This window comes from Acinetobacter sp. EKM10A, from assembly GCF_011075215.1.
GTDB lineage: Bacteria > Pseudomonadota > Gammaproteobacteria > Pseudomonadales > Moraxellaceae > Acinetobacter > Acinetobacter baumannii.
In genome coordinates, this window is record NZ_JAALLK010000002.1 from 120,421 (window position 1) to 145,428 (window position 25,008).

19 protein-coding genes and 2 pseudogenes are annotated in these 25,008 nt (G+C 37.6%); 13 read left to right on the forward strand and 8 right to left on the reverse strand.

The genetic code is table 11. The features are described from left to right. Positions 1–32: 32 nt before the first annotated feature. The 4 genes from rpsA to pyrF all read left to right on the forward strand — a co-directional run bounded on the left by rpsA (position 33) and on the right by pyrF (position 3,419). Positions 33–1,706 carry a 30S ribosomal protein S1 gene (gene rpsA / locus G9371_RS03440; RefSeq protein WP_000140309.1) on the forward strand — a complete coding sequence of 558 codons (1,674 nt, stop codon included), beginning with the start codon at positions 33–35 and terminating at the stop codon, positions 1,704–1,706. A gap of 156 nt (positions 1,707–1,862) precedes the next feature. After that, entirely contained in the window at positions 1,863–2,165 is a 303-nt protein-coding gene (locus G9371_RS03445; RefSeq protein ID WP_000205997.1) for an integration host factor subunit beta, read from the forward strand. 24 nt (positions 2,166–2,189) lie between these two features. After that, positions 2,190–2,555 (forward strand): lipopolysaccharide assembly protein LapA domain-containing protein, encoded by a 366-nt coding sequence (locus G9371_RS03450; RefSeq protein WP_001269278.1) that lies wholly within the window; start codon positions 2,190–2,192, stop codon positions 2,553–2,555. 165 nt (positions 2,556–2,720) lie between these two features. Further along, positions 2,721–3,419, forward strand: a complete 699-nt coding sequence (gene pyrF, locus G9371_RS03455) for an orotidine-5'-phosphate decarboxylase (RefSeq protein ID WP_029424375.1) — start codon at positions 2,721–2,723, stop codon at positions 3,417–3,419. Here pyrF and G9371_RS03460 read toward each other — a convergent pair. Then, a complete protein-coding gene (locus G9371_RS03460) occupies positions 3,416–4,327 on the reverse strand; it encodes a lysine exporter LysO family protein (RefSeq protein WP_001190745.1) in 912 nt (303 codons plus the stop codon). The genes pyrF and G9371_RS03460 overlap by 4 nt on opposite strands. A gap of 49 nt (positions 4,328–4,376) precedes the next feature. After that, positions 4,377–5,924, reverse strand: coding sequence for a flavin-containing monooxygenase (locus G9371_RS03465; protein ID WP_086221533.1), 1,548 nt, complete (start codon positions 5,922–5,924; stop codon positions 4,377–4,379). A 121-nt stretch (positions 5,925–6,045) separates the two neighbouring features. Here G9371_RS03465 and G9371_RS03470 point away from each other — a divergent pair, with 121 nt between their 5' ends. The 4 genes and pseudogenes from G9371_RS03470 to G9371_RS03485 all read left to right on the forward strand — a co-directional run. Beyond that, positions 6,046–7,065, forward strand: a complete 1,020-nt coding sequence (locus G9371_RS03470; protein ID WP_000830352.1) for a helix-turn-helix domain-containing protein — start codon at positions 6,046–6,048, stop codon at positions 7,063–7,065. Positions 7,066–7,148: 83 nt separating this feature from the next. Then, the gene (gene zapE / locus G9371_RS03475; protein ID WP_000933387.1) at positions 7,149–8,291 is read left to right on the forward strand and encodes a cell division protein ZapE; all 1,143 of its coding nucleotides are present in this window, start codon (positions 7,149–7,151) and stop codon (positions 8,289–8,291) included. 369 nt (positions 8,292–8,660) lie between these two features. Beyond that, positions 8,661–10,826: a malate synthase G gene (locus tag G9371_RS03480; RefSeq protein WP_029424373.1), complete on the forward strand. Its 2,166-nt coding sequence runs from the start codon at positions 8,661–8,663 to the stop codon at positions 10,824–10,826. A 102-nt stretch (positions 10,827–10,928) separates the two neighbouring features. Next, positions 10,929–11,060, forward strand: a pseudogene (locus G9371_RS03485) (GNAT family N-acetyltransferase); the annotation flags it as partial. A gap of 69 nt (positions 11,061–11,129) precedes the next feature. On the opposite strand, the gene G9371_RS03490 reads toward G9371_RS03485, so the two are convergent. The 6 genes and pseudogenes from G9371_RS03490 to G9371_RS19415 form a co-directional block, all read right to left on the reverse strand. Next, entirely contained in the window at positions 11,130–11,543 is a 414-nt protein-coding gene (locus G9371_RS03490) for an ExbD/TolR family protein (protein WP_000525670.1), read from the reverse strand. Positions 11,544–11,562: 19 nt separating this feature from the next. Continuing rightward, positions 11,563–11,985: an ExbD/TolR family protein gene (locus G9371_RS03495; protein ID WP_000525864.1), complete on the reverse strand. Its 423-nt coding sequence runs from the start codon at positions 11,983–11,985 to the stop codon at positions 11,563–11,565. A 15-nt stretch (positions 11,986–12,000) separates the two neighbouring features. Then, a complete protein-coding gene (locus G9371_RS03500) occupies positions 12,001–12,882 on the reverse strand; it encodes a MotA/TolQ/ExbB proton channel family protein (RefSeq protein WP_077932481.1) in 882 nt (293 codons plus the stop codon). 40 nt (positions 12,883–12,922) lie between these two features. Then, entirely contained in the window at positions 12,923–13,639 is a 717-nt protein-coding gene (locus G9371_RS03505) for an energy transducer TonB (protein WP_000525879.1), read from the reverse strand. A 109-nt stretch (positions 13,640–13,748) separates the two neighbouring features. Then, positions 13,749–16,463 (reverse strand): TonB-dependent receptor, encoded by a 2,715-nt coding sequence (locus tag G9371_RS03510; RefSeq protein WP_029424371.1) that lies wholly within the window; start codon positions 16,461–16,463, stop codon positions 13,749–13,751. 520 nt (positions 16,464–16,983) lie between these two features. Then, positions 16,984–17,076: pseudogene (locus G9371_RS19415) on the reverse strand (hypothetical protein); the annotation flags it as partial. A 163-nt stretch (positions 17,077–17,239) separates the two neighbouring features. On the opposite strand from G9371_RS19415, the gene G9371_RS03515 reads away from it, so the two are divergent. Genes G9371_RS03515 through G9371_RS03535 form a run of 5 tightly spaced genes read left to right on the forward strand, consistent with a single transcriptional unit; the run spans position 17,240 to position 25,004 of the window. After that, positions 17,240–19,030, forward strand: a complete 1,791-nt coding sequence (locus G9371_RS03515; protein WP_086221532.1) for an ABC transporter substrate-binding protein — start codon at positions 17,240–17,242, stop codon at positions 19,028–19,030. Between the two features lie 15 nt (positions 19,031–19,045). Further along, positions 19,046–20,869, forward strand: coding sequence for an ABC transporter substrate-binding protein (locus tag G9371_RS03520; RefSeq protein WP_086221531.1), 1,824 nt, complete (start codon positions 19,046–19,048; stop codon positions 20,867–20,869). After that, positions 20,870–22,903: a M3 family metallopeptidase gene (locus G9371_RS03525; RefSeq protein WP_086221530.1), complete on the forward strand. Its 2,034-nt coding sequence runs from the start codon at positions 20,870–20,872 to the stop codon at positions 22,901–22,903. Positions 22,904–22,915: 12 nt separating this feature from the next. Next, a complete protein-coding gene (locus G9371_RS03530) occupies positions 22,916–23,854 on the forward strand; it encodes an ABC transporter permease (protein ID WP_000881926.1) in 939 nt (312 codons plus the stop codon). Positions 23,855–23,861: 7 nt separating this feature from the next. Next, positions 23,862–25,004: an ABC transporter permease gene (locus G9371_RS03535; protein WP_000953840.1), complete on the forward strand. Its 1,143-nt coding sequence runs from the start codon at positions 23,862–23,864 to the stop codon at positions 25,002–25,004. Positions 25,005–25,008: the final 4 nt, after the last annotated feature.

The window sequence follows — 25,008 nt, forward strand, 5'->3', positions numbered from 1 at the left end:
GATCCAAGACCGCTGACTTTATCAGGTATATCATGACCGAATCTTTTGCAGCCCTCTTTGAAGAAAGTGAATTAAACCTCAACGTTGAAAAGGGTGCAGTCATCCAAGGTGTTGTTGTAAACATCGATAGTGACTGGGTTACTGTTGACACTGGCCTTAAATCTGAAGGCATTGTTGACCGTGCTGAATTTTTAAATGAACAACGTGAACTTGAAGTTCAGGTTGGCGATACTGTTGACGTAGTTGTTGAAGCTCTTGACAACGGTATGGGTCAAACAGTTTTATCACGTGAAAAAGCTAAACGTGCTGAAACTTGGACTAAACTTGAAAAAATCTTTGAAGATGGCGAAATCGTTACTGGTGTTATCTCTGGTAAAGTTAAAGGCGGTTTCACTGTTGACATCGGTCCTGTTCGTGCGTTCTTACCAGGCTCATTAGTTGACACTCGTCCTATCCGTGACACAACTCACCTTGAAGGTAAAGAGTTAGAGTTTAAAGTAATCAAGCTTGATGCTAAACGTAACAACGTTGTTGTATCTCGTCGTGCTGTTATGGAAGCTGAATCTTCTGCTGACCGTGAAGCATTACTTGCTCAACTTGAAGAAGGTCAAACAGTTACAGGTACTATCAAAAACCTTACTGATTACGGTGCATTCGTTGATCTTGGCGGTATTGATGGTCTTCTTCATATCACAGATATGGCTTGGAAGCGTATCAAGCACCCTTCAGAAGTTGTTGAAGTTGGTCAAGAAGTTACTGTTAAAGTACTTAAGTTTGACCGTGAACGTAACCGCGTATCTTTAGGCCTTAAACAATTAGGCGAAGATCCATGGTTAGCGATCATGAGCCGTTACCCTAAAGGTTCTATCGTTAAAGCACGTGTTACTAACTTAACTGACTACGGTTGTTTCGCTGAAATCGCTGAAGGCGTTGAAGGTTTAGTACACGTTTCTGAAATGGACCACACTAACAAAAACATCCACCCATCTAAAGTTGTTCAGATCGGTGACGAAGTTGACGTTATGGTTCTTGAAGTTGACGAAGAACGTCGTCGTATCAGCCTTGGTATCAAACAAACTCGTGCTAACCCATGGGAAGAGTTTGCTAAGTCTCATGAGAAAGGCGAAAAAGTTTCAGGTACAATCAAGTCTATCACTGATTTTGGTATCTTCATTGGTTTAAATGGCGGTATCGACGGTCTAGTTCACTTGTCTGATATTTCTTGGAACGAACAAGGCGAAGAAGCTATCCGTCGTTACAAGAAAGGTGACACTGTTGAAGCAGTTATCTTGTCTGTAGACGCTGAAGGTAACCGTATCAGCCTTGGTATCAAGCAATTGAACAGCGATCCGTTCAATGATTTCTTAGCTGCTAACGAACGTGGTGCTTTAGTTAAAGGTACTGTAACTGCAGTTGATGCTCGTGGCGCAACTGTTAAGTTAGCTGACGAAGTAGAAGCTACTCTTAAAGCTTCTGAAATCAACCGTGACCGCGTTGAAGACGCAACTAAATTCTTGGAAGTTGGTCAAGAAGTTGAAGCGAAAATCATCAACGTTGACCGTAAATCTCGCTCTATCAACTTGTCTATCAAAGCGAAAGACGAAGCTGAAGAGAAAGAAGCAGTTGCTAACTTGCGTACAGCATCAGCTTCTCAAGACAATGGTCCTAAGACTATTGGTGACTTGATCAAGGCACAAATGAAGTAATAAGTTAACAAAGTACAGTTTCATGTAACGAAATTGTACTTTTTATACAAATTACTGTAAACGGTAGCGTAGTATTCAACATACTGCGCTACCGTTTTGTATTTAAACAGGTTATTATCAAACGACTTAGAGTAGTAATAAATAACGAGGTCGTAGATGACTACTGAAGCTCTTAATAAGTCTGATTTGATTGAACGCATTGCGCTAAAAAATCCACACTTGGCTGAACCATTAGTGGAAGAAGCGGTTAAGATTATGATTGACCAAATGATCGAAGCTCTTTCGTCTGACAATCGTATTGAAATCCGTGGTTTTGGTAGCTTTGCATTACACCACCGTGAACCTAGAGTTGGTCGTAACCCTAAAACAGGTAAGTCAGTAGATGTTGCAGCGAAGGCTGTTCCACATTTTAAACCAGGTAAAGCACTCCGTGATGCAGTGAATGAATCTGGAAAATAAATAAAACTCATAAGTGGGGTGCCTATGCGTTATATTCTAATTGCATTACTCATTATTGTATTTGGCTATTCTTTAGCACTTGTTTTGCAGAACCCAACAGAACTTCCTGTTGATTTATTATTTACTCAAGTTCCTGCAATGCGTTTAGGTTTATTATTGTTGCTTACCTTAGCGCTTGGAATTGTAGTTGGGCTTTTATTAGGTGTACAAGTTTTCCGAGTTTTCCAAAAAAGCTGGGAAATCAAACGTCTTCGCAAAGATATTGATCATTTGAGAAAAGAACAAATTCAAAGTGCTCAATTGGCTGCAGCAGAAGCAGCTGCAAATGTAAGACACGAAAAAACTGTTGTAGATATTTATCCGCAAGATAAAAATTCTACTCCTTTATAATTTTGGTACTACTCTTTATCTAGTCATAAAGAGTAGTATTTTCCCTTCTATATTCCTCATTATCCTTCTAGTTTAAAATCACTATTTCCTCATTTAAGAACTTGGTTCAATAGATTTCTTTATTACTGGCTGACTTGTCTATTATAATAGCGCTGATTTTATGTGATGGAAGAAAGTCTCTTGAGTATCATTGTTGCGTTGGACGCTAAAAGCCAATATGACGCTTTAAAAATTGTTGAACAACTTGATCCTACTTTATGTCGCGTAAAAGTAGGTAAAGAGCTTTTTACTCATGAAGGCCCATCTGTTGTAAAAAAACTTCAAGAAGAAAATTTCGAAGTTTTCCTAGATTTAAAATTCCATGATATTCCAAATACGACGGCTCAAGCTGTATGTGCTGCCGCAGACTTAGGTGTATGGATGGTTAACGTACATGCATCAGGTGGCCGTAAAATGATGGAAACCTGTGTAGAGCGTTTAAAAGCAGGTAATTATCAAACACAATTAATTGCGGTAACAGTTTTAACTTCAATGGGCCGTGAAGATTTAAAAGATATCGGGTTAGATATTGAACCTGTAGAACAAGTTAAAAGATTGGCGAAACTTACTAAAGAAAGTGGTTTAGATGGTGTAGTTTGTTCTGCTCAAGAAGCTAAAATTCTTCGTGAGTTAATCGGACAAGATTTCTTTTTAGTTACTCCGGGAATACGTCCTGAAGGTAGTAATGCAGATGACCAAAAACGTATTGTAACTCCGAAACAGGCAATGCTTGATGGGTCTACACATTTAGTTATTGGTCGTCCGATTACTAAAGCAGAAAATCCAACTGAAATGTTGAAGTCAATTCTTGCTTCAATTGCTTAAAAGTTTAAAAACACAGTAATTAAAAGTGGAGCGAGTAGACTTAAGAGTAAGCCGCTCATCATGGCATGTGGTACATAATGTGTACCACATGACTGTTTTACCATTGCTAATGTTACATCCATTGAGGTAGCGCCAGCACTTGAAATTGCTGGACGTGGAAACCGCCAACCCATGGTATACATGAGTAAAATTGCAACTATCTCTCTAAATAGATCTGTGAGCAAGGCAATCCCACCTAACTCAGCTGAATGTAGCTGTGTAAATAAAATACCTGACATTGAATACCAACCATAGCCTTGGCCCAAAGCTAATATTTCATTAAGTGTAAACTCATGACCAAGTAAGGAATAGTTGAGAAACCCAGCTAAGCACGAGCCTATAAAGGCGGCCAAAGGTACAATAAGAATTTTCCAGCTTAACCATGTGCGATTAAAATGAGTAAAAGCAAGTTCGATTCCGATTAAAAAAATAAAAAGTAATAGTAAATACCAACTATTAAAGGGAATATGGGTATGTAATTGGGTAAGAAGAATTCCTAAAATCACGCCTATTGTTAAAGCTAAAAATGCCTTGGCAATATTTTTTAATGCATTCATAAAAAGTTGAAGTGAAATTTTCCCTTTAACACTTTCTTTATCAAAAATTGTATAGGCGAATAAGCAAGTAAAAAAAGAACCAAGAGAAGTGGTTAATGCAATTAATAGAGCAGGTGGAAGTATAGTAGAAGGATTATCAATTTGATCAAGGGCGAGTGTTAGTTCTAAAGCTACACTGGTTAGTAAAATATAAGAAAAATAAGGTAGGATTTTAAAAATAAAATGCCGAATATTTAGTGAGAGTTTAGGACCTAGAAAATAACCAAATGCTAATACAAGAAAAATTTGAATAATGAGACTAATGGACTGCATATAATAATAGATAGATTGTTATCAACCTATCTATTATGTATTGAACATATTATGCTGCATAGCTCTGTGAGCATTTATTTAATAACAAATAATCTTTAGGATTAACTTTACGAGTGTCTAGCCAATATTTCCATGTATAAGTTGGCCATAAAGAAAAGTTTTTTCCATCAGCAGCTTGATACCAGCTGCTACACCCGCCAGCTTGCCATACAGTACCTTGAAGTTGTGTTTGTATTCTTTCATTGAAGGAATCCTGGATTTCCGGTTTAACTTCTATAGCGTGCTGTCCAGATTTTTTAACTAGATCAATAAGCTGTAAAATATAATTAACTTGTGACTCAATCATAAATATAATCGAGTTATGACCTAAAACGGTATTTGGCCCGACCAGTTGAAATAGGTTAGGAAAATTCTTGGTCATAATTCCATAATAACTTTCTGCACCATTTTTCCAGGCCTGTTTCAATTCAATTTGATTGCGACCAATACATGTAAAATGTTTTAAATAAATACGTGGATCGGTAACAAAACCAGTTCCATAGATTAAACAGTCAATTGGTCTTTCTTTTCCATCCTTTGTAATAATACTGTTCTCTTTAATTTCTTGAATACCCTCAGTCACTAATTCAACATTTTTACGGTTAAAAGTAGGGAAGTATTTATTTGAAATAAGAATGCGTTTACAGCCCATCACAAAGTCTGGTGTAAGTTTCTTGGCTAAATCTTTATCTTTAACTTGGAAACGTATAAATGCCTCAGCTAATTTTTGCCCATATTTCATGATTTGCGGCTGAACTATAGGAACAACGCGAGATTCATTACTCCAATAAAGGCGGCTGCGATGAATTTGTCGATATAAGTTTGATTTTTTAAATAGAGCTTTGCTCAAATTAGAGTATTTACGCTCATCTCGTGGGATAACCCAAGCTGCTGTACGTTGGAATACATATAATTGCTTAACGTCTTTTGCGATTTCTGGAATATATTGAATTGCACTACCACCAGTACCAATGGAAGCAACTGATTTACCTTTTAGACTGTAGTCATGTTCCCATTGGGAAGAGTGAAAAACTTTACCCTTGAACTTTTCAATACCTTGAATATGAGGGATTTGTGGAATATGTAGCGGACCTGATGCAAAAACTACAAATTGTGCTTCGAGAGAAGGTTGGTTTGCAAAATCTAGTGACCATACATGGCGCATTTCATCATACTGTACATGAGTAACCTCATGGTTAAACTTACAGTAGTTTTTAATTTGATATTGATTGGTTATATCTTGGATATAATCGAAAATTTCAGGAGCTTCTGCATAACGTTTTGACCAGTCAGTTTTAGGTGCAAAAGACAAAGAGTACATATGTGATTGAACATCACACGCAGCTCCTGGATAGCGGTTTTCACGCCAAGTTCCACCAACATCATTAGATTTTTCTAAAATAAAAAAATCTGATTGTTGGCTTTGTAACAGACGAATAGCCATGGCAAGGCCACCGAATCCAGCACCAATAATTGCGATTTTAGTTTTTTGAATAGCATGTTGTTTTGCGTTTAGCATTGGAAACCCTGCATATGCGGTAAAGAGGATTGCAGGCAAGACTAACGTTTTTTAAACAGTTTAAACATGATTGTATCGACGTGAAAATTGATAGATTCGGCAATTAATTTTATCACTTCTTTATAGTAAAACATTTCAGTCTAGGGAAATTGATAAAAGAATGAAACGATCGGCACTTGGTTTAATCTATTTAATTCAAGGAATGCGCAATGCGGGCATTGATGTCGACTCACGTTTGGCAGATATAGGTATTAAAGTAGATTCCTTGGACCCAAGCTCAACAATTCATGACAGTTTGGAATGGGATATACAGCAAATTATTAGTGAGAATGTTGACCCAGAGAAAGGATTATTTATTGGACAACATTACGCATTGGCAGGTTATGGCCCTTTACTCATGTTACTTGTGACCAGCCATGATATACAAACAGCCTTAGAAAAAGGTATACAATATCAAAAGCTTACGCATTTATTTGGTACTTTGAGCTTACAAGAAACTGAAAATCACATCATTTTGAACTATTTACCGGTCGATTTAAAAACAGAAATCGGTTTACTCCGTGCCCAATGCGAAATTTCGGGCACTTATAAGTTTATTCAGGATATTTATACCATGATGGGCTTAAAAATGCCTGATATGCGTATAGATTTACCATTTCCGGAACCCTCTGATCCAGATACCGTTGCTCAATATTACGCATATTATGGAGATGATCTACATTTTAATTCTACACATGCAGCATTTAGCCTAAGTAAGAATGTACTGGAAATAAAAATTCCTTCAGCAGATATTATTACTCATCGTATCTATGAGGCTAAATGTATTAAAGAAATAGAAAGATTAAATGAACAAGATCATCAAATACCGCCTATTATTCAATATGTGCAAGATTATTTAGAGCTACAACAAGGAATTATCCCGAGCATGGCGGAAACCGCTTTTGCTTTGAAAATGCCTGAAAGGACATTAAGGCATCAATTGCAGCAGCTTAATACGAGTTATAAACAAATTCGTGAACAGATTATTAAGAATAAGGCGCTTAAACTTATGGAATATAAAGAGTATTCAATAGAAGTTATTGCAGAAGCACTTGGTTATTCTGAACCTGCCGCTTTTAATCATGCATTTAAAAGATGGTTTGGACAGAGTCCTCGGCAATATGGAAAAGAGTTTTACTGAGTGTAACTCTTGATGCTAAAAGCTAATGTGGTCGGACAAAATGTTCGCTATACTCTCTTCAGTTAAAATTGAAATAAAATGATATGTTAAATTTAAAATCTTCTCATAGTACTGCATTTACTCCGTCTTCCCCAGCAGAGCGCTATGCTGAGGCATTGGCTTCAGGCCAGTTTATGGCAGATGAGGCACAAGCACAGGCAGTGCAAGAATTAGATCGTGTATGGAAAGAACTTTTAAATCGTTATAAGGCTTCTAAAAAAGCTTTCCGTCGTTTCCGCCGCCAAACTTCTCCAAAAGGTGTATATATGTGGGGCGGTGTAGGACGTGGCAAAACTTGGCTTATGGACCAATTTTATGAGTCTGTACCATTTCGCCGTAAAACACGTATGCATTTTCATCACTTTATGCAACATGTTCATAAAGAGTTAAATAAACTTTCGGGTCAACGTAATCCACTCGATATCGTAGCTGATCAAATTTATAAAGATGCTGTCGTTATTTGTTTCGATGAGTTTTTTGTCTCGAACGTAACTGATGCAATGATTTTGAGTGACTTATTCCAAAAGTTATTTGTTCGTGGTGTAACACTCATTGCAACTTCAAACATTGCACCAGACGGTTTATATAAAAACGGGATTCACCGTGATCGTTTTATTCCTACAATTGAAATGGTTAAAAAGAACTGTGTCGTTTTAAATGTAGATGCAGGGGTGGATTACCGTTTACGTGTTTTAAAACAGGCTCAATTGTTTAAATCACCATTAGGTAATGAAGCTCAAAGCTGGATATCAGAGCGTTATACTGCTTTAACTCATACTCAAACCAATTCTCATGAACCGATTGTGATCAATAACCGTGTTGTTGAAACACTAGGGCATACGGAAGATGTTTTATGGTGTGAGTTTTCTGAACTTTGCTTAAAGCCGCGTAGTCCAGCAGACTTTATTGAAATTGCCAATATTTATAATACGGTTTTAGTCAGTAATGTTCCTCACTTAACAGACTTCCTGTCTGAAGGCACACGTCGTTTTATTTATCTAGTCGATGAATTTTATGATCGTGGAGTGAAACTACTTTTAACCTCTCAAGATAGTATTATTGATATCTATCAAGGCGAGAAATTGGCTTTTGAAATTGAGCGTACTCGTTCACGTTTATTAGAAATGCAGTCAGATGAGTATTTGCATTCTGAACATCGACATATTGATGCGACTAAAACTTCTTAAGAAATCAGATATGAAGAGCGCTCTAAATTGAGCGCTTTTTTTACAACAAAAAAAGATAAATTTAGCGAAATAGTACTTTTTCATTGTGCAAAGTTTGATATAACTAAATACGCTTTAGAAAAAAAAAGATAGTGAAATTTTTTGTCTGTTAACAAAAAGTCTAGTTTCAGTATCTTTAAATATTGAATAAATTGTTGGGAATCCTAGTTAGAATTTTAATATTTTCCTATATAGAAAAATTTATCTTTGTCAATAGGCATGCAAGGGAAAATGCTTACTATTTAGGAATGTGATATTAGTATTCAGCTTAATTTAAATCGGTATACTAGGATTCTCTTGGTATAAAAAGTAGCAACTTCAGGAAAGACAATGACTGCACGTATTCAAAAAGGCAAGTTAGCGATTGCTAAAGAACTTTACGATTTTATCGAAAATGAAGCTTTACCAGGTTCTGGTTTAGATAGTGAAACTTACTGGAAGAACTTTGAGCAAGTTGTTGTCGACCTTAGTCCAAAGAATAAAGCATTATTGGCTAAGCGTGATGAATTACAAGCAAAAATTGATGAATGGCACCGCAACAATAAATTTGAATTAGGTGCTTACAAAGCATTTTTAACTGAAATTGGTTATTTATTACCAGAAGTTGAAGACTTCCAAATTACTACTGAAAACGTAGATGAAGAAATTGCATTGTTAGCAGGGCCACAATTAGTAGTGCCTGTACGTAATGCACGTTATTGTTTAAATGCAGCAAATGCGCGTTGGGGTTCTTTATATGATGCACTTTACGGTTTTGATGTAATTTCAGAAGAAGGCGGTGCAGAAAAAGGAAAAGGATATAACCCTGTACGTGGTGCGAAAGTTATTGAGTTTGCTAAAAACTTCTTAAATGAAATTTTCCCGCTTGCGCAAGGCTCACATGCTGATGCAACTAAATATGCAATCGAGCAGAATAAACTGGTTGTGACTTTAAAAGATGGTACTAAAACTGGCTTAGCTCATGAAGCTCAGTTTGTGGGTTTCAATGGTGAAGAAGCGAACCCTTCAGAAGTTGTTCTTTTGAGTAATGGCCTACATGTCATTATTGAAATTGATGCGAATAGCCCAATTGGCCAAACTGATTTAGCGGGTGTTAAAGATCTAACACTTGAAGCTGCGGTTACAACAATTCAGGATCTTGAAGACTCTGTAGCAGCTGTTGATGCAGAAGAAAAAGTTGAAGGTTATCGTAACTGGTTAGGTTTGATGAAGGGTACTCTTCAAGAATCTATCGAAAAAAATGGTAAAACAATTGTTCGCGCTTTGAATAAAGACCGTGAAATTAAAAATTTGATCGGTGGCACAACAAAACTTCATGGTCGTTCACTTATGTTACTTCGTAACGTAGGTCATTTAATGACGAATCCAGCGATTTTAGTTGATGGTGAAGAAATTTTCGAAGGTATTATGGATGCGTTGGTAACGCCATTGTTATCAATTGCTGACATCCGTAGTGAAAACGAAAATAAAAACTCTCGTAAAGGGTCTATGTATATTGTTAAACCAAAAATGCATGGTCCTGAAGAAGTTGCTTTTGCTGTTGAGTTATTTGAGCGTGCTGAGCAAGCCTTAGGATTACCAGCGAAGTCTTTAAAAATCGGTATTATGGATGAAGAACGCCGTACATCTGTAAACTTGAAAAACTGTATTGCTGCTGCTAAAGATCGCACAATCTTTATTAACACTGGGTTCATGGACCGTACTGGTGATGAAATTCATACTTCTATGGAAGCTGCTCCAGTTGTTCGTAAAGAAGCGGTTAAAACACAAAAATGGATTGCTGCTTACGAAAACCGTAACGTTGCAATTGGTTTGAAATGTGGTTTACAAGGTAAAGCTCAAATTGGTAAAGGCATGTGGCCAAAACCAGATAGCATGAAAGATATGTTGGCAACTAAAGCTGCTCATCCAAATGCTGGTGCTTCATGTGCTTGGGTTCCATCACCAACAGGTGCTGTACTTCATGCGATGCATTACCATCAAGTAAATGTAAAAGCACGTCAAGATCAGTTAAAAGCTGAAGAAATGTTGTCATTAGATGACTTGTTAACTCCTCCATTTGCAACTGATACAAACTGGTCAGCAGAAGAAATTAATAACGAACTTGAAAATAACTGCCAAGGTATTTTAGGTTACGTTGTTCGTTGGGTTGACTTAGGTGTAGGTTGTTCAAAAGTTCCTGATATTAACAATGTGGGCTTAATGGAAGACCGTGCAACATTACGTATTTCTTCTCAACATGTTGCCAACTGGTTACGTCACGGTATCGTGACTCGTGAACAAGTTGAAGAAGTGCTTAAACGCATGGCAAAAATTGTTGATGAACAAAATGCGAATGATCCATTGTATAAACCAATGGCAGCTAACTTTGAAACTAGTATTGCTTTCCAAGCGGCTTCAGATCTTATCTTTAAAGGTTGTGAACAGCCTTCTGGTTATACTGAGCCATTACTACATGCGGCTCGTTTAAAATTAAAAGGTTATACAGGTGACTAATTTTAACCTGTTATAAAAAAAGCCTCTTCGGAGGCTTTTTTATTTTAGGTATATTTTGTGCTTATAGATAAGACGTGAATTTATAAATAAAGGATTTCAAATTTGATTAACTTAAACAATCTCGATCGTGAGAATTGGCTTCTATGCGCAAAATTATCATTAGATAATTCTCAAAAGGACTATGTCGCACCAAATGTATACTCTATTGCTGAGTCTAATGTTGAGGAATACTTTAAAAAAACGCTAACTGAGAATTCAAGTTAGCGTTGAAGGAAATGGAATTAACTAAAGTTAAAAGCGATATTAATTGCTACTCACAATCCCAATTTTAGTTACACCTAAACGCTGCGCCGTAGCCATGACCATCGCTACATTTTTATATTCAGCCATTTGGTCTGGTTTAAGTTTGATTTGGTCTTGATCTTTTTTGGCGACAACACCTTGAAATAAAGTCTCTAGTGCCTTGCGGTCAGAAACCTGTTGGTTATTCCAAAATACTTTGCCTGCTGCATCAATTCTTACATCAATGACTTCAGGTGGCTTTTCATTTGTTGGTGGCGGTGTGCCATTTGGCAAATTAATATTAATCGCATTGTTTGGTGCAGGTATAGTAATAATAAACATAATAATGAGTACCAGCATGACATCAATAAGCGGTGTCATGTTCACCTCTAGCATTACATCGTCATCATTATTTGAGCCAACATTCATACCCATAAAATTCTCCTTAAAATCATTACGGGGAAGCTGGAGGGGTAGTAACAAAGGCAATTTTGCCAATACCAGCTTGTTTGGTCGTACTAATGACCTGATCTATCGCTTCAAAATGAGTAAGCTGATCTCCTCGAATATGTACCTCCGGCTGCGGTCTTTTTTGTGCCACAGCCTGTAATTTTGCTAACAATATTTCTTTATTCGGTACATAACTCTCGTTCCAGAAAATATCGCCTTTCTTATTAACTGAAAGTTGAATATTTTCAGGCGTGGTCGCGTACGGAGTATTTTTTTCTTCTGGTAGTTTCACCGGAACCGTATGTGTAACTACCGGAATAGTAATAAGAAAAATAATAAGTAAAACCAACATGACATCTACGAGAGGTGTCGTGTTAATCGTTCCAATCATTTCTTCATCATCTTCAGAACCAACACTCATACCCATAATGTCTGCTCCTGATTATTTAATGCTGCGATTAATTGAATTGTTGGTATTAATTTCTCCGCTTAATAAAACTGCATGTAGATCTGAACCAAATGAACGAACATTTTCCATCACTGCTTTATTACGACGAGTCAACCAGTTGTAACCCAATACAGCCGGTACTGCGACTGCAAGACCAATAGCTGTCATAATGAGAGCTTCACCAACTGGGCCTGCAACTTTATCAATAGATGCCTGACCTGAAATCCCGATTGCAGTTAAAGCGTGATAAATTCCCCATACTGTTCCGAAAAGACCTACGAAAGGTGCTGTAGAGCCAACTGTTGCTAAAAAAGCGAGACCGCCACCTAAATGGTTTTGTACTTTTTCGATGGCACGTTGTATTGAAATGCTCACCCAAGTATTAAAGTCAATGCGTTCAAGTAGAGAGCCGCCGTGTGATTTAGTCGAGTTAATGCCTTTTTCTGCAATAAAACGGTACGCGCTACTTTGTTCTAAACCTTCTGCAGCATTATCAAGCGAAGTTGCCTCCCAGAAATGTTTTTCAGCTTCTTTACCTTGGCGTTTGACTTTACCTTGTTGTAATAATTTAGAGATGATGATGTACCAAGTACCAATCGACATGAGTACTAAAATAAATAAGGTAGACTTAGCGACTAAGTCACCTTCACGCCAAAGGGCTTCTAGACCATATGGATTTTTAACATTTTCACTTGTTGCAGGCTTTGGTGGTGGAGTTGGAGTAGTTGTATTTGAAGTAGCTTCAGTAGTTGCTGTTGCCACAGGAGCATTGTTCGTTTCTTCTGCGAAAACTGAGCTTAATGGAAGTAACGAGCAAGCTGCAATTAAACTTGCAGAAGCGAAATGTACTAGTGGTTGAGTTGATTTTTTCATCATATATCTCCAATATTTTTTAATTTCTTGCTAATTCAATTGTTTATTCAATTACGAATGGATATTCAATTTCATACCAGTCTTGCTGAGGCACGCCATCTTTCATTGCTGGTTTGAACGTACATAAGCTGTAGGCTTTAGTTGCTGCTTTATCTAAAATTTTGCTGCCACTCGATTTTTTTACTTTGGCATCAATGACTTTGCCGGATGTATCAACCAAAACACGTATACGCACCGTTCCTTGCTCTTCGTTCATGAGTGCTTCGCGTGGATATTCTGGTTTTTCACAGCCTGCAGAGCCTTCTGAAACACCACGAGTTACACCAGCGGGTTTAGGTGCTGGTGCAGCAGCTGCCACTGGAGCTGGTGCAGCAACAGGGCTCGGAGAAGGAGTACTAGGTGCAGCAGGAGCCGGAGTAGCGACTTTAGTCGGTTGAGCTACTGGCGTCGTTTTTTGTACTGGTGTTGCTACTTTCTCTACTTCTTTTGGTGGCTCAGGAACCTTGGCAACTTTTTCCACCATTTTTGGTGGCTCAGGTGGTTTTTCCTTTGGTTTCGGCTCTTCCGGTTTTGGTGGAGGAGGTGGCTTAATATCCTGAATAATTTGTAATTCCACAGGTTTTTCTGCTGGTTTTTGAATATTGTTTGCTAAACCTGACATCAGAATATAGGCAACAAGAAGATGCAGAAAAATGACTGCAGCAATACCAATTAGGCGTTTGGCAGATTTATTTTCTATGTCTGTAAAAGTCATGCCCATAGTTACTCCTGAAACTGTAGACAAACAATTTTTAAAATGACTGTTTGGCTAAGAATGAGTATTTGTTCTGCAAACTAACTGTTGTGAGCTACATTTGCAGAACTACCATTTAGAACTTATATGTACCTCGTACAAAGTAAGTACGTCCTAAAGGATCTGCGTAACGTGGGTCATACCCCATTTGGAAGTTGTCACCAACATTTGAAGCAGGAGGATCTTCATCAAAGATATTCTTAATACCTGCTGTAACTTCTAGATTTTTAAAGCCTTTGTATGTGCCTGAAATATTATAAATTGTATAGTCGCTTACTTTATGATCACGATAACCTTCCGCAACAGAAGAACTTGAATTTTGGTCATCGTAACCACGAGTGAATTGTTGTTGGAAATTTACACCCCAGTTTTGGTAATTCCAATATAAATTAGCAGTATGTTTCCAACGAATAATTGGAGCATCTCCAACATATGCTCCTAAACTACTAATCCATTCTCCATCTTTTTCATTTTGATATTTATATTTAATGACATAAGTTCCATCAATTCCAAAACCAAATCGACCTGTTGCTGTCATTGGCGTTATATAGTTTAAACTTACATCAACTCCTGAAGTTTTTAAGTCACCCATATTGTCTTGAGTTGTAATGATATGATTAAGTGTTCCATCTGGATTACGTACGAACTTATCAGCATATTTTGTTGGATTGTTAAAAATATCACCTTCAGGTAACGCTGCTATTTGGTTTTCAACTTCAATATTAAAGTAGTCCAGAGTTAGAACTAAATTCTTAATTGGTTCTAGAACCAAACCAGCTGTAAACGATTTTGATTCCTCAGGATCAAGATCTTTATTTCCTCCATTTTTGCGGTCAAATTGGGTTTCGCAATCACGGCTGGCAACACCACCAGATGGAAGAGTATCTCCTGGATTTTTAGGAGGGCCATTCGGACAAAGTACAGGATCATTATAGTAAGCTGAAGTATTTGTTATAGAGTTAGGAGCATTTACTTCCCATAAAGTTGGTGCTCTAAATCCTGTGCTATAAGAGGTACGAAACATTAATTGTTTAATTGGTTCCCAGCGAAGTGCGAATTTAGGATTAAACGTATCTCCGAAATCACTATAATCATCGTAACGGGCTGCAAGTTGAGCTTCTAATGTTTTATGTAATGGAATATGCAGTTCAGTAAAGACTGCTTTAATATCTCTTTTTCCTTTATTGGTAGGTTCATCAGGATCGACCCCTGTACTTGGTGCTTGACTAGCCACTTCAGACACCACGTTTGAGGTCCATTCATCATGGCGATAGCTAGCTCCTATTGCAAAACCAACGTCACCTGCTGGTAATGTAAATATAGGTCGACTAGCAGTGAAATCAACAGTAGTTGAATCAACATCTGCTTTTAAATAAGTACCAGTTACGCCCAGTGTATCCCATAAACCCGCATCTTCTGGTGCTTGTGGACCAAAAGGGTTTAAAATCCCATTATTTAAAGCTTCTTGAGTTTTTTTGTAGTTAAGATATCCACTGTTTAGCCGGTCTTCTGCTTCGCTATGAGCATAAGTAATACCGGTATTGATATCCCAACCATAAGCTTCGCCTTCTAAACCACCGAATATTCGATGTGACTCATTAATACTAGAACTAACACGATTACCAGCTTGAGAACGAATATAAAGTTCAAGTGGGCCACTAACTTTATTCATAGCAGGTGTAATTCCATTACCTGGATAATATTTACTATCTGGATTCAATGTTAAATCGAAGAAAACGTCTGGAGCGACAGAAGTAGTAATTTCATTACGTGCGTAAACATATTCTGCTACAGCATTTAAATTGTCATTTAGCTTAAAAGTAGCACGCCCCAATGCTGAGATATCTTCAGTTTTTGGAACAATTCCAATCACTGCTTGACTGTTATAACGGCAGAATCCACCTTGAGCGTACACAAGCGGGTTATTCCCGCATCCAGTTGCTGCATATGGGTTTCCTTCGGTTCCAGTTTTTGTGTCATAAAAGTTAGCAGGAAAACTACCACTGCTACCTTTTGTAATACCTAACTCTGGTAATAATCCTCCGCGTTTACTAACTTTACGATCTTTAGCCATAACATCGTTGCCATGTCGATAATCAACGACACCAAAGATATTGAAGCCATTTTCATCAAGATCACCATAACCACCAAATACACTTACATCTTGTGTATCCCCCCCATTTTGCTCTGGTTGTGTCAAACCGCCACTGATGTTTAAACCAGTAAATTGTTTTTTAGTAATGAAGTTGATTACACCACCAATCGCATCTGTACCATAAATTGCTGATGCTCCATCTCGTAAGACCTCAATGCGATCTAACATGGCGAGTGGAATAATATTTAAATTAGTGACACCACTATCATAAGCATTAGCAGCTAAACGACGACCATTAAGTAAGATTAAGGTTTTATTGGCACCAATTCCTCGGAGATCTGCTGCTGAACCTACAGTTCCGCTAGCGCCTACATTTTGCGCAGTAACAAAACTTGATTGATTTGCACTGATTTTTGCTAAGGCTTCTTCGGTTGTTGTCACCCCTTGTTTTAAAATTTCATCAACTTTCACCACAGTAATGGGAGAAGCACTTTGTGCCGCAACCCCTTTAATTGAAGAACCTGTAACGGCAACTTTTACGACTTTTGTTGGTTTTTCATCAGTACTTGATTGTTCGGTTTCTGCTGCTTGTGCCATGGTAAGACACATCATGCTTAAACTAAGGGTGCTTAATTTAAGAATTGTTTTGCCAATCTTGGGGGTTGCCTGAGATCGAACATTGTATTTTTTTTTCATCGTGGACTTGATCCCTTTTTGTTGTCGTTAGCGATATTGCTGGAAAGTTTTTAAGCAAAGCAAGTGCCAACTATATATTTTTCTTTTTTTAGTTTATGCAAAATATTGATAAATATTGATTTTATTATGCTTGAGTATGATGCTTTAGCTTTTTTGATATAAAAATAAATTTTCCGTTTGGAAAATTTTTTGTTGTTGGCGAAAAGTTTCAAAATTATTTGTATAAAAAATATACATTACTGGACTCTTCACATGCTTATTAAATAAAAATGTATCGTTTTAGAGCCTTTTAATATGTAATGTTATAATATTTATCCCTACATGGTTAAATTATATTTTTATTATTAATCAATATATTGTTTTAAAAATATCTGTAATTTAGGCTTGATCTAATGTGGATCATAATTAATTTTTAATGTATTTTATTTGTGCATTTAAGGTATTAGATGATTAACTTATATGAATATAATATTTGGCAAAAAGTTACTTTTATTTATATAGTTCAAACGTTTTTAAGTATCTAATAAAAATATGAATTTTTAATGTTTTTAAATATTTTAAGATGGATATTAATAAATGGCATGAAATTCGCTTTATATTCAATGGTTACAAAACACTAAGTATTTGAGTTTATTTTTTCCATTTGATCAAATCGAAAGAGGATAAAGGAAAGTAAATTTTAAATCCTAAATAGGCCTATCTGTTGAAAAAGAACTTTTCTTATGCAGATTTAGATGTTACTCAAAAGGATAATATCTTTTAAAAAAACTAATTACGTGGGTATGAACTTGAAATTAAAATTTTTTAAGCTCGCCATTTTAAGTCTGGCTATTACATCAGTTCCTTGTGCTTACGCAATTACGCCAGCGCAACCAAACAAAATTTTGCATGTTGCCTATGAGGCCCCAGATGATGGTTTCGATATGGTCAAAACCACCAATTTCTATAGTGCTAGTATTGCTGAGGCAATTTTTGAGCCTTTACTCAAATATGACTATCTAGCGCGTCCACTACAGTTAGTTCCCAATACTGTAGAAAGCCTGCCCAAAGTGGAACAAGACGGTAAAGTTTATATATTTAAGATTAAGCCGGGTATCTATTTTACCAATGATCCAGCTTTTAAAGGTAAACGCCGTGAGTTGGTAGCTGAAGACTACGTCTATACAATTAAACGTATTTTAGACCCTAAAAATAGAGCGCCTTCTGTTTCTTTTATTGATGGTAAGTTACAAGGTGCCGATACGGTTGTAGCTCAAGCAAAGAAAACTGGAAAATTTGATTATGCTGCTCCGATTGCTGGAGTTAAAGCTCTTGATCGATATACTCTACAATTTACTTTGACTCGCCAAGACTTTAATTTTCCTTATATTCTTGCCTATATTACTTTTGGTGCTGTTGCTAAAGAGGTTGTTGACTATTACGGTGACCGTATTGGTATGCATCCCGTAGGTACTGGTCCTTATATGTTAAGTAAATATGTACCGAGAAGTAAGGTCGAGTTAGTTGCTAATCCTGATTATCGTGGTTTTGTCTGGAATTTTAAGTCAACAGGAACACCTTGGGATAACCAACTTGTTAAGGAAATGTCTGGAAAGAAAATGCCACAAGTTGGCAAGGTGGTGGTCAGTATTATTGAAGAAGAGCAGTCACGATGGTTAGCTTTTCAGTCTGGACAACTAGACTTTGATAAACTCACAGCGAATGCTGTTCCTCAAGCTTTAGATGGAAATCAGCTTAAAGCTTCTTTTAAGAAGAGAGGGATTAAGCACTATCCAAATAAGGATCCTGAGATTACCTATACTATGATGAATATGCGGGATCCAGTGATCGGTGGTTTTAGCCCAGAAAAAATAGCGCTTCGTAGAGCAATTACTCTGTCATACAATCAAAAAGAAAGCATACAACAAGCTTATAAAAGTCAGGCTGTTAGATCACAAATGTTTATACCTGAAGGTGTAAACGGATATAACCCTAAATATAAAAGTAGCGTAGGATATAATCCGCTGTTAGCAAATAAACTACTTGATTATTATGGTTATAAAAAAGCGGCTGATGGCTATCGGACCTTACCAAATGGCAAACCTTTAATTTTAAAAATCAATACAGAAAATAGCTCAGCATCGGTTATTCATTCAGAACTCTGGAAAAAAAATCTAGATGCGATTGGCATTCGAGCTGACTTTAAGGTAAGTAACTTTGCAGATAACTTAAAAGCCGCTACTCAATGTAAATATATGATCTGGAGCGGTGCATGGATTGCTGACTATCCTGAAGGAGATAATTTTGCACAATTACTATATGGACCAAATGCTGGGCAGGGAAACCATGCTTGTTATCAGTCTAAAACCTATGATGCTCTTTATACTCAGGCCATTCATTTACCACCTCAACAACGGCTCCCATATTACGAAAAACTTAACCGTCAGATAGAAGCTGATAACCCTTGGATTATTCATGTAACACGAATTCGTAATTGGTTGATACAGCCTCAAGTTCAGGGGTTTAAAGCTCACCCAATGATGAATACAAACTGGCAATATCTTGATATTACTCCTATTAAAAAATAATTTTAGATAAAGATCATCATGACCGAAAATTTAAAACAAAAGCTTAAGCACTGTAGTGTCGGCCTATTCTTTGCCGGAATGGCTTTAACGGGTTCTATATCTATTTTTGCGAAAAGCCCAGCCGATCCAAATAAAGTTTTGCGTTATGTATTCCCAACAGCTGAAACAGGCTTCGACCCAGCTTATGTACATGACTTATATTCAGCGCATGTACTCACATCTATATTTGAAACTTTATATACCTATGACTATTTGGCAAGACCAGCAAAATTAATCCCACACGTGGCTACGGCTATGCCAGAAGTGAGTGCAGATGGTCTGACTTATACCATTCATATTAAGAAGGGTATTTACTTTACAGCCGACCCAGCGTTTAAAGGTAAACCTAGAGAGTTAACAGCTTACGATTATGCATATTCTTTTAAGCGGTTATTAGACCCGAATTTACGCTCACCCAATAGTTGGTTATTGGAAGATAAAATTGAAGGTATGAATGCTTTAGTCAAAGCAGCCAATAAATCCGGAAAATTTAATTACGATCAAAATGTAAGTGGTTTACAAACACCTGATAAGTACACTTTGGTGATTCGGTTAGTAAAACCAGACTATAACTTTCCTTTATTACTGGCCCATGATCCGACAGGTGCGGTGGCACGCGAAGTCATCGAGAAATATAAAGATAAAGCTGGTTTTGTTATGGGGCATCCGGTAGGAACCGGACCTTATATGCTCAGTAAGTGGATACCTGCCTCACGTATTGTTTTAAAAGCAAATCCTGAATATCGAGGTTTTACCTGGAACTTTAATGCCAGTAGCCCCGGGGATGAAGCAATTGTAAAGCGCCTTAAAGGTAAACAAATGCCTCAAATCGGCACAATTGATATTCAGGTCATGGAAGAAAACCAGTCACGATGGTTAGCATTCCAGCGTGGTGAGGTAGATATCATTCAGCTTGAAGGACAATTAGTTTCAAAAGCGATTAAAGACGGTAAATTAAGACCCGAGCTTGCAAAAGAAGGCGTGCAATTATCTCGTATTGTTGATCCAGAAATTAGTTATATCTATTGGAATCTCAAAGATCCCGTTGTTGGAGGAATGAGTAAAGAAAAAATTGCCTTACGCCGTGCTATTGCGATGTCCCGTTCAATAGATCAAGAGATTAAATTGGTAAGGAATAGTGATGCAGAACGTCTTCATTTCCCAGTTCCACCTGGTGTAGTGGGATATGACCAACAGTATAGAAGCAGTACACCATATTCAGTAAAAGCAGCCAATCTGCTGTTGGATCGATATCACTACAAAAAAGATGCTTCTGGTTGGCGTACACAACCAAACGGCAAGCCGCTCGTGGTCGAATATAAAGCGCGCAATGACAGTATTGGCCAACAAAGTGCTGAACTTTGGAAGAAAAACTTCGATAGCCTACATATTCGCATGGTGTATAAGCCAATGCTTTTTTCAGACTTACTTCGATCACAAAAACAATGTGAGGGAATGTTTGGTTCTTCTGCATGGATAGCTGATTATCCGGATGGGGATAATTTTATGCAGAATTTTTATGGCCCAAATACCCATATGACGAATTGGTCTTGTGGTTCGATACCAGAGTTTGATGAGTTGTATCGCCAGTCTCAACAAGTGAAGCCAGGCCCAGAAAGAGATGCGTTATATCGAAAAATGACGCGTTTATTAGAGGTTTATATGCCTGTGCAAATGTCTTATGCACGCTATCGCAATATGTTGGCCCAACCACGAATTATTGGATATAAGAAGCATCCGATTTTACATGCTGAATGGATGTACTTCGATATTGATACAAATACGAAATCTAATCATTAAATGAAAAAAATTGGAGATACGATGAAAAATAATACACTGAAAATGACTACATTATGTATGTTGACCATAGGTATAAGTCAATTTGCATCGGCTGAAGCGACGCGTGCGACATTACCATTACTCAAAGCAGAGCAACTCCCAGCATGGTGTGATTCTAATTTAAAAAAAATTCAGCAAGAGATTTCTAGTTTTGAAAAAACGCCTGTTAAAAACGATGCTGCCGCTGCTCCGATATTAGCCAAGTGGGATAAAATTTTTGCTCATCTTGAAGATTTTTCGGGACCCATAGGTCTATATAGTAATGTAGACCCAGATGCGAAATTACGTAAGGCAGCAGAAGACTGCGAAATCAAAATTAATCAGTTTCATACGGATATATTCCAAAACTCCAAACTGTATAACGTAATTAAAAATACAAAAGCGACTGATCCGATTGACCAGAAATACCGTCAAGATATTCTGGATCAATTTGAAGACACAGGGGTTCAGCTAGAACCAGCAAAACGCGCAAGAATGAAGGCTATTCTGGATGAGTTGACTAAACTTGAACAAGAATATAACCGTAATATTCGTGATAACCCGGAAAAACTTGAATTTACTCCTGAAGAAATGAAAGGGCTGCCAGAAAGTTATATTTCGGGGTTAAAGAAAAATACGAAAGGAAATTATCTATTAGGTTTTGAGTATCCGGAGTATCGCCCCTTCATGGAGCTAGCGGATAATGATGATGCCCGAAAAAGATATCAAATCGCTTTTACGCGACGTGGGACTGAACAAAATTTAAAACTACTCAAACAGGCAATAGATTTACGTTATGAACTTGCACAGTTATTTGGAAAAGCGAGTTATGCAGATTGGGCTTTAAAAGACCGAATGGCAAAAACACCAGAGGCTGTAAACAAGTTCTTGGCAGAAGTACAAAAAACTGTAGCACCACTTGAACGTAAAGAAGTAGAAGAGCTTCGTGCATTTAAAGCACAAACCTTAAAGATGCCGTTAGACAAAACCGAGATAACGCGTTGGAGTGAAGCTTACTGGAGCGAAAAACTTCGTAAGAGTAAATATCAAATTGATCAGGAAAAGCTTCGTGATTATTTTCCGACTTTAGCCGCACAAAAATGGTTATTTGCTATTTCATCTGATCTTTACGGTATTGATTTTAAACCTGTCAAAGTTAAAGCATGGCAGGATGAAGTTGAATATTATGATGTAGTTGATAAAAAGACAGGAAAACTCCTTGGTGGCTTATATATGGATAAATTCCCCCGTGAAGGGAAATACGGCCATGCAGCAGTTTGGGGAGTATATGGTGGCAGCACTTTAACCAACCGATTACCGATTTCAGTATTGGTGACCAACTTTAACCGTAAAGGTTTAAATAGTGATGAGCTTGAAACTTTTGTACATGAGTTCGGTCATGCTTTACATGGCATCTTATCAAATACCCGCTATACCAGTCAGTCCGGAACTTCTGTAGAGCGTGATTTTGTAGAAGCACCTTCTCAAATGTATGAAGAGTGGGCACGCCGTAAAGAAACCTTATCTAAAGTGGCCGATTATTGTGATCCAGCTTGTCCACGTGTTGACGATGAATTAATTGCCCGTTTAAAAGCAGTACATAATTATGGCCGTGGCTTGCGTTATGCCCGTCAGACGCTTTATGCACAATATGACATGGCACTTCATACGGCAGATGCCTTAAAAGTAAAACCTTTAGAAACTTGGCAAAAAATGGAAGCTGCTACAGCCTTAGGATATGTGCCAACAACTGAATTCCCCGGGCAATTCGGGCATTTAATGGGTGGTTATCAGGCAGGTTATTACGGTTATATGTGGTCTGAGGTTTTAGCGCTAGACATGCTTTCTGCTTATGGTGACAACCTGAACAACCCACAAGTGGGACAACGTTATCGCCAGACGATTTTATCGCAGGGTAGCCAAAAACCGGCAGCTGAATTGGTTAAAGATTTCCTTGGTCGTGATCCTGACAATAAAGCATTCTTTAACGAAATTACCGGACAACGGGTTAAATAAGGAATTATCACTATGCTGGCATATGTTATTCGGCGTTTATGGCAGATGATTCCGACCATGTTGGGAGTAGTGCTGCTTATTTTTATCTTATTTAATTGGGTCGGTGGAGATCCTGCCTATATTTTGGCAGGTAAGATGTCTAACCCTGAGCAGATTGAAAATATCCGTAAACAGTTAGGTGTTGATCAACCTTATTATGTTCAACTTTGGATTTTTATTAAGCAAATTCTTACTTTTGACTATGGCGCAAGTTGGAGCACAGGTGAATCCGTTTCACAAATTATCTTAACCCGATTAGGACCGTCGCTCACACTTTTAATTCCACTCACCATTTTACAAACAGTTATTTCAATTATTTTAGCATTGGCTGTAGCGGCGGTACGTGGCTCTCTAACTGATCGTATGGTCATGATGTTATGTACCATCGGGATGTCGATTAGTATTTTGGTTTACATTATTGTTTTTCAATATGTTCTGGCTTATCAACTGAGCTGGTTTCCAGTACAGGGATGGAGCGATAGTTTTACCGAAAATTTATTTAAGTTTTCCTTACTACCAATTCTAATCATGCTTGTGGTGAGTATTGCACCTACTTTACGTTTATATCGTAGCTTTGTGCTTGATGAAGTAAATCAGGATTATGTGAGAACCGCACGTGCTAAAGGTGTAGGGGAAAGCCGAATTTTAAGTGTGCATGTTCTACGTAATGCCTCAATTCCGATTATTACTGATGTGATGTCAAATTTACCGGCATTATTGATAGGTGCATTTTTAATTGAACGCTTTTTTGGTATTCCCGGTATTGGTCGTGAAGTGATTATTGCTGTAGAGCGTAGTGATTTTCCTGTCATCAAAGCCATTACTGTATATATTGCAGCTGCAACTATGATTTTTAATTTGATTGCGGACTTGGTCTACAAAGTGGTTGATCCACGTGTACAGTTGAAGTAGGTGGGTTATGCTGAGTGTTTTATCAAAAAGAAAGTTAGAAACCCAGACAGCTCCTGCTTCAGCGGGGCTATGGCGACTTGCCATGCGTCGCCTTCGGGCCGATAAAATTGCAATGGCATCGCTCATTGTTGTGTTGTTCTATTTGATCGTATTAATACTATCTCTAACGGGTGTGATTGCATCTGATTGGAATAAAGAAGTTGCTGTCAGTTATGCGCCTCCTACATTTATAGGTGCAGATAAGACAACTGAAGCTTTGAAAAGTACAGCCGCTGTAGATGAGGAATTACCGGAAAACCCAGTCGATCCTTTAAAAGATGTAATTCACCAACTCAAGGCTGAAATCAAACAAGAAAAGAGCTCTGGAAGTGCAATTGATTATTATGGTGTAGTTGATCCATTAGCTGATGATATGAAAGCAATTGATCAGCAACTCGGTGGACATTTACTTGATCAGCAAAGTGAACTAAAAAGTACCCTAATTTTTGGTGCTGATAAATGGGGACAAGATGTCCTTAAAAAAACCATTAAAGGCGCTGAAACTTCAATTATCGTAGGGCTTGTCTCTGCCTTATTGGCAGTCACATTAGGAACGCTTTTAGGGGCAATTTCAGGTTATTTTGGTGGTTGGGTCGATGATATTCTCAACTGGTTTTATAATATTTTTACTTCCATTCCATATTTATTATTAGTTCTTGCGATTGCTGCTGTACTACAACAAAAGGGCATTTTATCTATTGTTCTAATTTTAGGCTTAACGGGCTGGACAGGTGTCTATCGGTTAATTCGTGCTGAATATATGAAACATACGGCACGCGAATATGTACTTGCAGCTAAAGCCATTGGTGTCGGGCATTTTCGCCGCATGTTTATTCATATTTTTCCTAACGTCAGCCATATTGCATTGGTCCAAATGTCTATTTTGGTGGTTTCTTTTATTAAATCGGAAGTGATTTTGAGTTTCTTAGGGTTCGGTGTGCCAGTAGGTGTAGTGTCTTGGGGCAGTATGTTAAATGAAGCACAAAGTGAACTTCTTTTAGGTAAGTGGTGGCAGCTTGTCGCAGCCTCTGTCGCAATGGCTGTTTTGGTTACGGCATTTTCAATGTTTACTGATGCGCTACGCGATGCATTAGACCCGAAACTAAAATAAGAGG